Origin of the sequence: Streptomyces sp. NPDC090994 (assembly GCF_044768905.1) — a bacterium.
Classification (GTDB): Bacteria; Actinomycetota; Actinomycetes; order Streptomycetales; family Streptomycetaceae; genus Streptomyces.
Genome location: NZ_JBIVWS010000001.1, coordinates 127797 through 140584 on the forward strand (window position 1 = coordinate 127797; position 12788 = coordinate 140584).

Annotated in this window: 10 protein-coding genes and 1 pseudogene; all 11 read right to left on the reverse strand. The window is 65.1% G+C overall.

The genetic code is table 11. From position 1 onward, the window contains the following. Nucleotides 1-121: 121 nt before the first annotated feature. Nucleotides 122-433 carry a mycothiol system anti-sigma-R factor gene (gene rsrA / locus ACIQR3_RS00625; RefSeq protein WP_215168218.1) on the reverse strand — a complete coding sequence of 104 codons (312 nt, stop codon included), beginning with the start codon at nucleotides 431-433 and terminating at the stop codon, nucleotides 122-124. Then, a complete protein-coding gene (gene sigR / locus ACIQR3_RS00630; RefSeq protein WP_215168234.1) occupies nucleotides 430-1116 on the reverse strand; it encodes an RNA polymerase sigma factor SigR in 687 nt (228 codons plus the stop codon). The genes rsrA and sigR overlap by 4 nt, the downstream gene beginning before the upstream one ends. A gap of 257 nt (nucleotides 1117-1373) precedes the next feature. Continuing rightward, nucleotides 1374-2009 carry an alpha/beta family hydrolase gene (locus ACIQR3_RS00635; RefSeq protein ID WP_403532427.1) on the reverse strand — a complete coding sequence of 212 codons (636 nt, stop codon included), beginning with the start codon at nucleotides 2007-2009 and terminating at the stop codon, nucleotides 1374-1376. 25 nt (nucleotides 2010-2034) lie between these two features. Then, nucleotides 2035-2853: an SOS response-associated peptidase gene (locus ACIQR3_RS00640; protein ID WP_403532429.1), complete on the reverse strand. Its 819-nt coding sequence runs from the start codon at nucleotides 2851-2853 to the stop codon at nucleotides 2035-2037. Between the two features lie 48 nt (nucleotides 2854-2901). Next, nucleotides 2902-3681 carry a DUF1775 domain-containing protein gene (locus ACIQR3_RS00645; RefSeq protein ID WP_403532431.1) on the reverse strand — a complete coding sequence of 260 codons (780 nt, stop codon included), beginning with the start codon at nucleotides 3679-3681 and terminating at the stop codon, nucleotides 2902-2904. Beyond that, nucleotides 3665-3772 (reverse strand): annotated as a pseudogene (locus tag ACIQR3_RS00650) (transposase); the annotation flags it as partial. The pseudogene ACIQR3_RS00650 and the gene ACIQR3_RS00645, both read right to left, overlap by 17 nt. Before the next feature lie 202 nt (nucleotides 3773-3974). Then, entirely contained in the window at nucleotides 3975-5972 is a 1998-nt protein-coding gene (locus ACIQR3_RS00655; RefSeq protein WP_403532433.1) for a DNA sulfur modification protein DndB, read from the reverse strand. A 3-nt stretch (nucleotides 5973-5975) separates the two neighbouring features. Further along, nucleotides 5976-6779, reverse strand: a complete 804-nt coding sequence (locus ACIQR3_RS00660; RefSeq protein ID WP_403532435.1) for a hypothetical protein — start codon at nucleotides 6777-6779, stop codon at nucleotides 5976-5978. Nucleotides 6780-7212: 433 nt separating this feature from the next. Continuing rightward, nucleotides 7213-8046, reverse strand: a complete 834-nt coding sequence (locus ACIQR3_RS00665) for a phosphoadenosine phosphosulfate reductase family protein (RefSeq protein ID WP_403532437.1) — start codon at nucleotides 8044-8046, stop codon at nucleotides 7213-7215. After that, on the reverse strand, nucleotides 8043-11642 hold the full coding sequence (locus tag ACIQR3_RS00670) for an ATP-binding protein (protein ID WP_403532439.1): 3600 nt from the start codon (nucleotides 11640-11642) through the stop codon (nucleotides 8043-8045). The genes ACIQR3_RS00665 and ACIQR3_RS00670 overlap by 4 nt, the downstream gene beginning before the upstream one ends. Beyond that, the gene (locus ACIQR3_RS00675) at nucleotides 11639-12757 is read right to left on the reverse strand and encodes a DUF4007 family protein (protein ID WP_161298567.1); all 1119 of its coding nucleotides are present in this window, start codon (nucleotides 12755-12757) and stop codon (nucleotides 11639-11641) included. The genes ACIQR3_RS00670 and ACIQR3_RS00675 overlap by 4 nt, the downstream gene beginning before the upstream one ends. Nucleotides 12758-12788: the final 31 nt, after the last annotated feature.

The following is a 12788-nucleotide window of genomic DNA, read 5'->3' on the forward strand; positions in this document are numbered from 1 at the left end:
TGGAGAGGCGCTCATTACCCATGGGTTACCCAGCCGCGCGGGAGGTAAGACCGCGGCGGGACACGGCGAGCGACCTCGCCATGTCCCGCCGCTTAACTCGATCGAGTGACGCCTGCGTCGGTCAGGTTTCCTGCTCCTGGGGCCGTGCGACCGCCACGTCGTGCTCGGGGACGGACTCCCCGGACCGGATCAGCTCGATCCGGCCCATGACCTTGGAGCGCAGGTCGCCGGGGACGTCGTCCTGCCCGCAGCACCGCTTGACCAGCTTCTTCACGGCCTGCTCCAGGCCGTACTTCTCCAGGCACGGCGAGCATTCCTCGAAGTGCGTCTCGAACTTGGTGCACTCCGTGTCCGGCATCTCCTTGTCGAGGAACTCGTAGAGATGATCGAGGATTTCGCTGCAATCCGTCTCGTGCGGCTCTCCGCAGCTCATGACCCCGAGCCTTTCGCTTCGTTCGACTCTCCGGCGCCGGCCGGGACCAGTCCGCGGTCACGGGCGTAGTCCTCCAGCATGCCGCGCAGCTGACGGCGCCCCCGGTGCAGCCGTGACATCACGGTCCCGATGGGTGTCCCCATGATGTCCGCGATCTCCTTGTAGGCAAAGCCCTCGACATCCGCCAGATACACGGCGATGCGGAATTCCTCGGGGATCGCCTGGAGCGCCGACTTCACGTCCGAGTCGGGCAGGTGGTCGAGCGCCTGCGACTCGGCGGAGCGCAGACCGGTCGACATGTGCGACTCGGCGCGGGCGAGCTGCCAGTCCTCGATCTCCTCGGCCGCGCTGCGCTGAGGTTCGCGCTGCTTCTTGCGGTACGAGTTGATGAAGGTGTTGGTGAGGATCCGGTAGAGCCATGCCTTGAGATTGGTGCCCTCGCGGAACTGGTGGAAGGACGCGTACGCCTTGGCGTACGTCTCCTGCACCAGGTCCTCCGCGTCGGCCGGGTTGCGCGTCATGCGCAGCGCGGCCGAGTACATCTGGTCGAGGAACTCGAGCGCGTCCCGCTCGAAGCGCGCGCTGCGCTCGGCGGTCGTCTCCGTGCTCGCACCACCCCGGCCCTCGGGCTGCTCCGCCTGGCCGTTGTCGGTCCCTGCGTCGGTACCGGTGACCGGACCCACCTCCTCCAATGCCGTCACGGAACCGAATCCGGTCCCGCTCGAATCGGAGGATAGACGACTTCCCGGTCCGCCCGCCGCCCGGACGGGGGCGGTCTTCGCCGCGTGCAGCACGGACCACTCCAGGTCGGGGCGGCTGCCACGGGCGGGGCAGAAGGTCGAACCCATGCGGCGGACTTCCTCTCCTACGGCTGCGGTGCTGGGGCACCAGCACGTACGACCCTCACAACAGCCGCCGGCCGCCGGTCATTCCCTGGAGTTCACTCCAGTGAGCCGGTCCACTTCACGGCCGCGTCCGTGATCACCGCGAGTGCCTCGTCCTGGGTGAGCGGGGCCCGTTTGGGGACCGCGAAGCCGTGATCGCCGTAGGGAACCTCGGTCAGTGCGTACGGGCCGTCCGGGAACTCCGCCGGCCTGCCGAACGGGTCGTTGCCGCCCTGGACGACGAGGACGGGCACCCCGGCGCCGAGCAGTTCGCCGGCGCGGGACTTCTCCGGCTTGCCCGGCGGGTGCAGCGGGAAGCCGAGCGCGAGGACCGCGCGGGCGCCCAGTTCGGCGGCGGTGCGGCAGGCGACGCGGGCGCCGGCGCTGCGGCCCCCGGCGACCACCGGCGGGCCGGGGCGGGTCAGCGCGGGCCACAGGCCCCGCCAGCCGGTGTCCAGGGTCTTCGGCGCGGGCGCCAGCTTCTTGCCGGCCACCCGCCAGGGCTGCTCGACGAGGGCGACGGTGACGCCGTGCGCGGGGAGGGCGGCGGCGAGGGCCGCCAGGTCGCGGGCCTCGATGCCGCCGCCGGCGCCGTGGCCCAGGGCGAGGACCAGCCGGGCGTCGCGCGCGGGGTGCCAGGTGATGCGGGCGGTTCCCGCTTCCGTCTCGGTGGTCTCTTCCGTAACCGTCACATCAGGAGTCACATCAGGAGTCACATCAGAAGAGTGTGCCCTCCTCCGGTCCCTCCAGTTCCTTCAGCAGCTCCGGTCCGTTGTTGCGGACGTTGCTGACGGCGGTGGTGACCGGGTAGGCGCGCATCAGGCCCTCGGGCGGCGGGGCGAGCAGCGCGCGCAGGTCGTCGGGGTCGGTGCGGGCCGGGTCGAGCCAGGCGTCCCAGCGGTCCGGGGTCAGCATCAGCGGCATCCGGGGGTGGATCTCGGCGAGCGCGTGCGGGCCCTCGGCGGGCGCGACGGCCAGCGGGGCCGTCTCGGCCTCCGTGGTGATCACCGAGCAGGTCACCCACCAGGCCGACGGGTGGTCGTCCGGCAGTGTGCGGTCCCGCCAGAACTCGTAGAGCCCGGCCATCGCGAAGACCGATCCGTCGGCCGGGGTCACGAAGTAGGGCTGCTTGCGGGGCCGCTTCTTCTTGCCCTCGACCTCCAGGTCCCGTTCCTGCTTGCCGGTGACCCACTCGTAGTAGCCGTCGGCGGGCAGGACGCAGCGGCGGGTGGCGAAGGCGCGGCGGAAGGACGGCTTCTCGTGCACGGTCTCCGCGCGGGCGTTGATCATCCGGGCCGCGCCCTCGGGCGTCTTGGACCAAGAGGGGACCAGCCCCCACCGCAGCTTCCGCAGCTGGCGAACCGGCCGGGGGTCGGCGGCGTCTTTGAGGGGGCGGTCGAGGACGGCGTAGACCTCTTTTGTAGGGGCCACGTTGTAATCGGGCTCCAGATTGGTCTCCTCCGGCTCCCACTTCTCGATCTCAAAGACTCCTGCGAGATCCTCGGGTCCACGACTCGCCGCATACCGTCCGCACATATGGACACTCCATCTGACCTGCGAAAACGTGCTTTAGTCAGCACCAAGTCAGCACGGTGCTGGTGAGCGCCATATCCATCGCCTTGACCGCCAGCGGCAGGCCATTGCTGGCGAGGTCGTGGCGTACCAGTGTCGCAGGTCGTGAGACGACCAACCGTAACGGACCGCATGCTCACCCACGGCGGCGGACAGGTTCATTGTGATGTGCAGGGCAACTGAGCCCTTGCGCCATGGCTCCGTGGCCTTGATTCGGGGGAAGGAGAAATGGAACGGCGCCCTGCCGGCAGCCACCGGCGGCAGGGCAGGTGCGCTACTCCGCCCGGGATCCGGCGGAACGGCTGCGCACAACGGCAATGCCGGCGGCTGCCAGGCCCAACGCCGCGACCAGCCTGGCGATGTCGGGGCCACGGTCGGTCGATTCGCTGGCCGAGGCGGTCGACCCGGCGCTGTCGAAGCCCTTCGTACTCGCCGCCGAGGCAGTCGAAGAGCCCCCGCCCTCCTCGCGCCCTTGGCGGTGAGCCTGAGCACGGGTGCCGGGTTCTCCAGCTCCTGGCCGCCCTGGGCCTCGATCCAGCGGACGATCTTGCCGTCTGAGTACGTCTGCAGGGTCTTGAAGGTCAGCTGGCCCGTGTCGTCGGGCAGCTGGCCGAAGGCGACGTTGAAGTCCTCGTACTGCCCCGGGGCGATCTTTCCGCCGCTGAGGTGATCTCGGAGACGGCGTCGGTCTTGACGGCCGTCTTGAGCTTGGTGGTGGTGACCTGGGCGGTCCAACCGTCCTGTGGAAGCCGGGATCGTCCAGCTCGAGGCAGAGCTAGTACCTGAAGTCAATGCGGCACCGCACGGCCTCCGCGGCAGCGCGGTCGGACAGGCTCAGGAGGAACTGCAACACGCTCACCGTGGCCAGTTGGGCGGGTGAGAGGCCCGGGCGCCCGTCGCGCGGGTACTAGTCGGCAAAGTCGTCGTCGTGCCACAGTCCGTCCAAGCGGTCCCGCACCCACATCGCCGTCGTTGCGTTCGGGTTGCGCACCTCACCACTGGGTTGACCTGCACCACCGTCACGAGGCTGCCCACTGAACACGCTCGTCAGCCCGAGCCCATCAAGATCACCGACAGAGTCAAGCTCAGACAGATACCTGCGCGATCTGGGCCAGGCGGCGGGCGCCGAGGACTAGAACCCCTTGCAGTACGACGTCATCGTCCGCTGGCACGCCCGATGCGCGAAGTTCGCTCTGGACATACGCTTTCGCAGCATTTCGATATTCGATACATGCCTGTCGGGTAACGCCAGCCACAACGCCCGGCGCCCGACCACGACCGATTGTTTCGAATTGTTGTGCAAGCCAGCGATACGCCGCAAACTGAAGACTTGATTCTGCGGCGTCCACCATCACTCGATCGTCTCGCAAGTAAGGACTATCTGGATCTGAGATCATCTTCCAGGCCAGCTGTTCAGAGGTTGTCAGGGCCTCTGAAGGGATACCCCCATCGGCGAGCACCGCCGCATTCTCTCTCAGCTCGACAATCGGGCACATGACCGAAAGAGAAACCAAGCCCTTGACGCCGTTGGCACCAACCTTAGTGTAGTTGACATTTCGGTCGCCCTTAATTCCGGTTCCAAGCCAGAAGTCAGGGTTGGCGAGATAGGGAGCAACCCGCGCGTTCATTCGTTCGATCCAGCGTTCAAGGACTGCGAACCTATCCGATGAACATTCCCACTCGCCCGCAAATTCAGACCGGGCGATATCAAACCTGACCGCCGAGAGAAGGATGCCGCGCTGAAAGATCACGGCAAATGCGTTATCGCCAGATTTCACATTCTCGGCGATGCCGCGGGCAAGATCACTCGGATCATTCCCGGTGCGAGTCTGAAAAGCCTGCTTTCCGTACTTATCGAAGCCAAGCCAGAGCTCCAGAGGGCCGCCGATTAGCCCTTCCGCCTGATAGTCCTCCCTCAGCTTTTTGTAGGGCTCCAACTGTAGGAGGGGGCGCACGATCGCCTGTCCGACACCACTCGCGAAGGCATCCGCAACTGCAGAGACTTCTTCGGCAGAAAATATGAACGGCAATGCGTCGTCTTCATACTTACTCAGCCTATTGCGCAGGGCGAGCTCCGACCAGCGTGAATCACCTACCGGGCCGATGAGCGCACTTACCTTGGTGATATATTCACGTAGGCCCTCATAGTCCGTCTCGTCGCAACGATTCGGATATATCTGCCGGATGGTCTCATGCAATCCGAGGACACTTGTAAGATGCAGGCCCCGATCGAATTTTGCCTGATCCGAATGCCAATCGACGAGCGCCAGCGGGATTCGATCAATCGAATCTTGACCGTTGCGACCGTCTCCGACTTCCGACGTCAAAAGACGACGCATACTTACGGACACGATGTCCTGATCATCAAGCAGATATGTGCGCGTCTTTGAGACCGCCACGGCGTGCTTATTTAGGGCGACAAAAATGCTCCTGCAGGCATGGAGTAGCCTGTCCTGATCTCGAGCAGGAACGAATCCAGCTCTCTCGTCAAGAACCAAGAGTAGTACAGGAATCTTCGTGGTATCCGGCTTGAGCAGATTGGTCTGCGGTGAGTCGAGGATCTTTTTCAAGGCTAGGAAGCGGTGTTGGCCATCGAGAATCACGGCACGAGCACGCTTAGTACTCCACCGGATGAACCCGATATCCGTTCCGGGCAAGCTGTCGATTTGGACGGGACCGATCGGCGTACGTTCCAGATCACCATCTGGAGTTTCAGCCGGGGCGGCCGAGTCTTCAACGTAGCTTTCAGCGACCGTGTCAGCCTTATCTGGATCGACCGGCAAGAGAACGACGGTGAAGGCGTTGAAAAATTTGAGCGAGCCGGATTGCCTCAAGTAAGTAGCGATCGGGCCGGCAGCACGGTCCTCGTCTACCGTTCGCTGAAACAGTTCCTCGAGGTTTACGGGCTCGTCGTCACTAAACGCTAGCTCCCGGGCCAGGCGCAGGTACTGATCTGCTTCCCTGATGGTCATCGAGATAGAGAAATAGGGGACTTTCTCATCACCGATGGCGTATTCGCCTCGGACGTAAGAGTACTGGTCGGTATAGGCTGGACGACGACGGCTTAGTGATGAAAGGCTCATGAGCTAGTCCATCTTCATATTCAACAAAGGGTGGGCGGCACGAATGGTCAGCGACTCAGCAAAACGCACCAGCTGATCTGCTTGCCTCAACTCAGGGGCTGCCGCGGCGTCAAGTTCGGAGTCCGAGAAGAGAGTGTCATCGTCTTCGGCGTCCAAATCGTTACCCCCGCCATCGTCCTCGTCTGCGCCGCCATACTCTCCTGCGCTGAGCATATTTCTTGCCGTCGGTTCCGCCGCGCCGGCCGCCCGCAAGGCGCGAGCACGTTCTTCTTCAGCCGCCACAAGGTCCGCGATATTGTCGGGGGACGTAACAGGGAGCATGAGCACCGCACAGTCATTGACAGTCAGCCCCAGACGCTCAAGCTCGCCACTGAGATGCGAGTCCGGCTTCATATGCGCCTTTAGGCGCACCGACAAATTGACGGCCTTACCCACGTACAGCGGCCTCTGAAACAGAGTGGCACACAAGAAAGCCCATTCAAGATGCAGGTTTCGAGCCTTTATCATCTCTTCCACCCGGACAACTGACGCACGTGTAAGCCCAGGCGGAGCATCCTGAATCAGGACATTTCTATATCGTCCAACCATTCCAACTTCGAGCGGCTCGCCACGGGGCGCACTGATTCGCGTCTGAACGAGAGAAATTACGTCTTCCGGTTCGCGCTCGAGTGCCGTCTTTCCGATATCAGTGAAGTCAAGTGTCCATATATAGATGCCGGGCACTCTTGGTATCAGCTCGGAACGTTCCCGTCCCATCGCCAAGTACTCGCGAACGTTCAGCACGCGCGTTTCAAACGCAGTGAACACCCATCCCCCCATGGTGCACGGACGCGCGGATCCGCTCGCTCTGCCGGAAGTTGAGCCCATACCCTAGCAGTAGGCCTCTTCAACTTGAGTGGGAACTTGCCGACTTGGTGGCGGATGAAGGTCGGCAAAGGGATGACTGCCAAAGACTCCCGGACACCGGCTCCGGGATCCACATGGGCTGGCCGTTGACGTTCGCCCCGCCCAGTTCGGCGCTTCGGTGCCTGCCTCCCTCCAGCCCGACTGGCGCCCACAAGCTGCCTCATCGCGCAGAGCGACAGCCAGACGAGCAGTGGTCCTGCTACTGGTTCCGCAGCCGTCTGACTGGCCTCTCGCAGCCCCGGGGCACAGGCGCGCGTTTCGGGCGCAAACTACCCGGAAAACGCACTGGCCCGGCTCGGTGTACCGTGCCGGGCCAGTCACTTGTATGTACGTCTCAGAGGTGGCAGACGGAGCAGCCTGCCTCGTCGTCGTCGGAGTCAAGCGCGTCCGAAAGTACTTCCAGGAGGGGCCGGTTGGGCTTGATGCGCTTGGCCGCGCGGTCAAGGGCGGCCTGGTGCTTAGCCTCGATCTCGTCCTTGCGCTCTATGAGCTCCGGGAGCGACTCGCCCTGTGACCAGGTGTAGTTGCGGCCTTTCATGGCGGTGTGCCGGTAGCGGACCTTCTCCTCGTATTCGACGGCCTTGTCGTAAAGGTCGGGGTGGCGCTCCTTGAGGCCGACCCACTCGTGCTTGCGCTGGAAGAAGCAGAAGTAGCAGCCCGAACGCGTGCGCCACTCGTAGTAGCCGGGCAGGCCGATGCCAGCCTCGTCGAGGATGCGCATCACGCCGTCCTTGTCGATGCCGTCCTCGCGGAAGGGGAAGACCGCCTCGATGTTCGGCTTGGTGCTGACGTAGCCGAGGCGGTTTTCGTCGGCCCGGATGGCCACATAGGAGATGACCTTGTCCTCGCCGACCCACTCCTCCAGGGGCTTGATCTTCAGATTTTTGGTGCACCAGCGCATCTGCGGGCTGGGCAGGGTGCCCTGGTAGACCTCCATCCAGTGATCGAAGTCCCGGTCGGCGTTGAGTCGCTCGATGGGCTTGCCGAGGGCCGCTTCTAGCCGGTTGAGGTACTCGTACGTCTCCGGGAGTTCAGCACCGGTGTCGCAGAAGAAGTACTCCATCTCCGGCACGCGATCCCGCATGTAGATGGCAAGCGCCGACGAGTCCTTGCCGCCTGAGATACCCAGGACGTGGCGAACCTTCTCCTGGGTGACTGGATCCGTCATGCCCCCTCCTTCGTTTCAGTTGCTGTGGCAGCGGGTCCATCGGCAACGCGTTGCGCAAGAGCGGCGAGCAGGATCCGTGCGCCGTCGGGTCCGAGGGCCTGCTCAGCCTGCTGCAGTACGTCGGCCGCAAGCTGGTCGGCCTGGCCTCGGGACTGTTCCGGCACGTAGATCAGCGTCCGCCGTTCCGCTCCTGTCTTGTCCGTCAAGGTCAACAGCCGAGTCTCCAGATTTACTTCCTGCTCGCGGGACTCGCCGCTGTCCTGGTAGAGGTGTGCAACGCGGTCGAGGGATGCGGACATCTCGCGTGCAAGGCGGGGGAACATGCCTGCGTCCCGGTCATCCCAGTCTCCGAGTGCCTTGTTGCTGAGGCGGACGACGATTGGGTCGAGCCAGTCCTCGTCAGCGAGGCTCTCGCTGAGCGCGAAGTCGACGAAGCCTCGCAGCTCCGGGTTCAGTGACACCGTGGCGAAGCCACTCAGCCGTGCGGCGAGCGTCGACCGCAGCTCGGGAAGAGTCGCGGGCAGACGGAACTCCTCGGCAAGCACCGCGACCACCTCTTCTCGCAATGTGCGGTCGATTCCGGTGATCTCGTCTGCCGCTGCGGTCAGCCTGTTGACATACTCCGTGGCCGCCTCCGCGTTCGCGCGGCTACCGGCTTCGAAGGGGGCGAGACCCAGCGCCTTGGGCAGAGCCCGGAAGAGCAGATCGTCCGGATCCTGAGAGTCTTCCAGGGTGTTGCGCACGGCGAGTGCATCCGGAGAGATGCGCTTGGTCTTGCGGGCGTAGCTGTTCAAGACCATGACGCGTTCGAGCAGCGCCCTGGCCACGGACAGCAGATCGGGGTTGCGCAGCGCCTGTGAGCGTGGTGGTTCGACCTTCAAAGACACCAGGAGCTTCTTGATCACGCTGGCGCGCTGGCCCTGCCCGACCGGCGTGTATTTCACCTCGAAGCGGACGGGGGCGGCGAGGATGCGGTCGACGACGTCCGGCGTCAGCCGGGGCAGGTAGGAGCCTTCTTCGAAGAGGGCTACATCGTGTCGGCGGATCACCAGGGCGGTGACGACCAGCAGCGGCCAGACACCGGCCTTCACCCCGTAGGGCGGGCTCATCAGGACCCGGATGATGTGATCAAGGCTGGTACGCCGGGTTGCCGCGTCCAGTGCCTTCTGCAGCGCCTCCCAGACAGGCTGAGCATGCTCGTGGCCCTCGCCCGGAGCGGAGAAGCCGTACGGCAGCAGGCTGTTGGGGGATTTCTCGGCCTGGATGGTGCTGTTGGCCCGGTGCAGGCCAAGGTAGGCCAGCGCGCCGCTGTAGATGGCTCGTTCCGGGCCGTATCTGCCGGCCGTCGAGTCGAAGCCCAGGTACTGCTCGCCAGAGCGGGTGAGCATCGCGTCCAGCACATCGCTTCGGGCACGGGCGGCGTTGCTGGTGAGTGAGTGCCGTCCGAGCATCTCGTTGCGGATGTGCGGGGTGTGCCGGTAGACGTTTTCGCAGGCGAAGGAGACCAGGCCGCTGAGGCTTCGGGCCGGCAGACTTGAGCTGTCGGCGGCCGTTCCAGGGGCCAGTCCGGCGTTCCACAGGTCCCAGGTGGCGTCCTGAGTCGGCGGATAGAAGGCCGCCTGGATGACCTCCCGCAGTTCGGCCTCCGCCTGGACGGCGCGGTCGGTGACCTCCCGCCGGGCGACGTGATCGAGTTCCTTGTCCTCGAGCAGCTCTCTCAGGGCGATGAGGTGCGTGGCGGAGCTGAGCACCACGTCGGGGTGGGCGGTTGTTCCGAGGATCACCGGCAGCGTCGAGTCGACCGTGGGCAGCTGGTCCCGGGAGCCGAGGTGGAAGACGAGGAGGCCGTCGGCCGGGTCCTTCAGCTCGTCCGGCGCCGGGATTTCGCGGGTCTCGGGGCCGCTGACGGCAGTGAGGAACACCCGCATCATCCCGGTGACCTGACTGTGGCGGCCGGCAACCACCGCACTGGGGAGGTGTGCGCCAAGGCGCTGGACGACAGAGGCATCGTCGAGGTGACTGATGATCTCCTTCAGACGGGCGTCGATATCGAAGTCTGTGCCCTGCCAGACGCGGTATTCACCGCTGAATTCCCGGTGGACAAGGAAGCCCCGGCGGACGAGGTCGGCGAGCTGCTCCTCAAGGCGGGCGAAGGCGCCTGCATCGTCCAGGTCGGTGGGGTCGTGGAGCGCGAGGTGGATCACGTCGCTGGTGGCGCTGAGCGCGCCGTCGGCGTCGATGAGGTTAAGCACGCCGATGGTCTTCAGCAGCCACTGGTCGGCCTCGGGCAGCCCGTTGGCTTCCTTGATGCGTGCGTCGACTTCGATCCAACGGCCTGCGTTGGAAGCCGCGAGCAGCGAGGTCCGGCCGGAGTTGAGGAAGTAGTCATACAGCTGTGGCAGCTGCACGGTGCTGGCACGTTCGGCATCCGGCCGGGAGTGTGCGGCCAGCGAGTCGCGGACGGTGTTGGGCTCTCCGCTGTTGAGGAAGCCCGACAGGCTGCGGTCGTGCTGGCCGATTTGCGCCGCCAGGATCGGCGCAGCGATCGCCGTCAGAGGGTGCAGCGGGTAGAGGTCGGCGAAGTCGTCGCTGGCCAGCTCGGTAAGAACGTTCAGGCCGTGGTTCTTCCACGCGAGGGCTGATGCCTGGGCCGAGGCGCGGATGAGGTCCTGACCCGCTGCGTCGACCGCGGAGTGGTCCAGACGCCGGCGCAGGAGCTGTAGGGAGTCGCCGTGGTGCGGGACGAAGGTGACGTCTTCGAAGCGGCCCTGGATCTTTGCCCATTCGCGGATCTTGAGCTCACTGGACCGTGACGCGTAGTCCATGAACGACAGGTGCTGCAGGGTGACCAGGAAGACGGGCATGCCGTTGGGCCCGGCGCTGTGCTCGGCGAGCTCCTGCAGGAGGAAGAGATCGTTCTCGGCGCCGGAGAATTCGTTGTGTCCGGCGAGGTGTTCCAGGGTCTTGCCGAACTCGTCGATGATCAGCAGGAGCGGCTGCTGATTGTCGGTCAGGGCCTTGATGGCGGCCATGACCTGCTTCGTCTTCGTCCCGGTCGTCGTCGGGTCTTCGCAGGCGGCGAGTGCTGCGGCGATGTTCTTCGGGATGCGCTTGCCCCAGCGGCGCTTTGCCGCGGTGTTCAGCGCACGGGTCACGGTGGCGACCAGCGGTTCCCGCCGCGCGGTGGCCACGGCCCCGAGGAACCCGGTTCCGGTGCGCTCGGCCCGGGCCGTGGCGAGACGTTCGGAGAGGGCTGGGCTGGTGTCCGCGAGGATCTGGTGAGCCTCGTCGCGGCGGTCCTCATCGCGGCCGAGAAGCGCGTCGATCAGGTTGGCCAGCGTGGACTTCCCTGAGCCGTAGGGTCCGGTGAAGGACCAGGCGCGGGGACGCCGCAGGTCGCTGACAGCGTTGGTGAGGCGCTCCAGTACGTCGACTGCCCGCGCGCCGACATACGGTTGGTGCAGTTCGTCCTCGACGTCGCGTTCGAGGTTGGTCGAGCGCATCTGGGAGCCGACCAGTTCGATACCGGCCGGGAACTGAGGGGTTACCTCGTCCTGCGGGGTGCGAGAGGTCCGCGTGGGAGCTGCGGTGGTCACGCGTTCTCCTGAGTCGTGAACTGCTGCTGGTGGTCCTGGGGCTTGCGTTCAGCCTTCTCAGCTTTCTCGGCCTTCTCGGCCTCCTCTGCTTCGGCCAACTGCGGGTACTGCGCGCTCCATTCGGCCCGGGTGGGAAAGCCGGGGCGCCGGGTGACGTGGTCGTACTGCTCGTCGAGGATGTCCCAGGCGAGCGCCATCGGATCGCCCGAGAAGGACATGGTCCGCTGGCCGACGGCGTCCACCCGGTTGAGTTCCGGGCGACCCGCGGCGACCTTGTCCAGGGCGGCGACGATCTCAGGCTCCCGGACCCGGAAGGCCCGGCCGGGCGCTCCGGGCTCGTTGGCAAGCCGCGCCAGGGAGATGGAGCCGGAACCCTGGTTGTCGCGGGCGGCGTAGTCGAGGCAGGCGTAGACCAGAACGTGAGCCGGGAGAGAGGTGCGCGTGCCAGTGGTGAACTGCCACTCCTGCTTTCCCCGAGTGCCCACGGAGGTCAGCAAGTCCAGCTCACGGAAAGGGCAGGCCAGGAGGTCTTCATAGGTGGCGCGGGAACCGCTCTGTTCGACCGGCGTGCGCGCATACATCTTGGTCAGGCACTCGACATCCCGGGTGATGGACGCCTCAACCGGTCCATCATTGAAGGAGAAGTTGACATGCCGCGTCACGACCTGCGTCATATCCGCGATGGTGAAGCGAGAGAACGGGGCAAGGTGAAACGCCGTGTACCAAGCGGGGGCCCAGCATTTGGCGCCCGGCCGCGACGACACGAGCCACCAGTGCAACAGCCACAGGCTGCCAGGTTCCTCAAGGTAGGGATCGGCGCCATGCTCGTCGAGCAGCCACCGTGCTTCCCAAGTGGGGGAAGCGTACTGGGCCTTGGTCTTACCGGCCGGGTCGGCGTGCTCGCGGGTGAGCTTGAACGCCTTTGACCAGTACCGCATGGCATGGACCATGTTCTTACCCACGCCGAGCAGGACCGGGGCATCTTCGGCAAGGAAGGCTGCCGGATTGTCCTTGACCTGCAGGTACGCCTTATGCAGCCAGCCGAAGCGGGGGGCGAAGGTCTCATGGCGCGCGAAGCTGGAATGTGCGGCTTCCGCGAGCCTACTGTCTGCCATACGAGGGCCTCTCAATACACGAAGAGATAAA

Excerpts from the sequence above, each read along its gene's own strand:
- rsrA (WP_215168218.1), bottom strand. The coding sequence starts at position 433 with ATGAGCTGCGGAGAGCCGCACGAGACGGATTGCAGCGAAATCCTCGAT.
- ACIQR3_RS00640 (WP_403532429.1), bottom strand. The coding sequence starts at position 2,853 with ATGTGCGGACGGTATGCGGCGAGTCGTGGACCCGAGGATCTCGCAGGA.
- ACIQR3_RS00655 (WP_403532433.1), bottom strand. The coding sequence starts at position 5,972 with ATGAGCCTTTCATCACTAAGCCGTCGTCGTCCAGCCTATACCGACCAG.
- ACIQR3_RS00665 (WP_403532437.1), bottom strand. The coding sequence starts at position 8,046 with ATGACGGATCCAGTCACCCAGGAGAAGGTTCGCCACGTCCTGGGTATC.
- ACIQR3_RS00675 (WP_161298567.1), bottom strand. The coding sequence starts at position 12,757 with ATGGCAGACAGTAGGCTCGCGGAAGCCGCACATTCCAGCTTCGCGCGC.